The following is a 449-nucleotide window of genomic DNA, read 5'->3' as shown; positions in this document are numbered from 1 at the left end:
AGGAAATAACTTCCTCTTACCTATCCTTAACCATAACCTTTTGGTTAAGCCCTCGACCGATTAGTAACAGTCAGCTTCACGTATTACTACGCTTCCACCTCTGCCCTATCTACCTCGTCGTCTTCAAGGGGTCTTACTACTTGCGTATGGGATATCTCATCTTGAGGGGGGCTTCACGCTTAGATGCCTTCAGCGTTTATCCCGTCCCGGCTTGGCTACTCTGCCATGAGCCTGATGGCTCAACAGATACACCAGAGGCCAGTCCACCCCGGTCCTCTCGTACTAAGGGCAGCTCCTCTCAAATATCCTACGCCCGCGCCGGATAGGGACCGAACTGTCTCACGACGTTCTGAACCCAGCTCGCGTACCGCTTTAATGGGCGAACAGCCCAACCCTTGGGACCTACTTCAGCCCCAGGATGCGATGAGCCGACATCGAGGTGCCAAACC

Annotated in this window: 1 rRNA gene; it reads right to left on the bottom strand. The window is 53.9% G+C overall.

The features are described from left to right. Window positions 1-40: 40 nt before the first annotated feature. Window positions 41-449: ribosomal RNA gene (locus WS34_RS15160) — 23S ribosomal RNA — on the bottom strand; the annotation flags it as partial.

It is taken from the genome of Odoribacter sp. N15.MGS-14, assembly GCF_000980245.1.
GTDB lineage: Bacteria > Bacteroidota > Bacteroidia > Bacteroidales > Marinifilaceae > Odoribacter > Odoribacter splanchnicus.
Note: the sequence above shows the minus strand (reverse complement) of the source record. Positions and strands in the feature narration are given on the sequence as shown.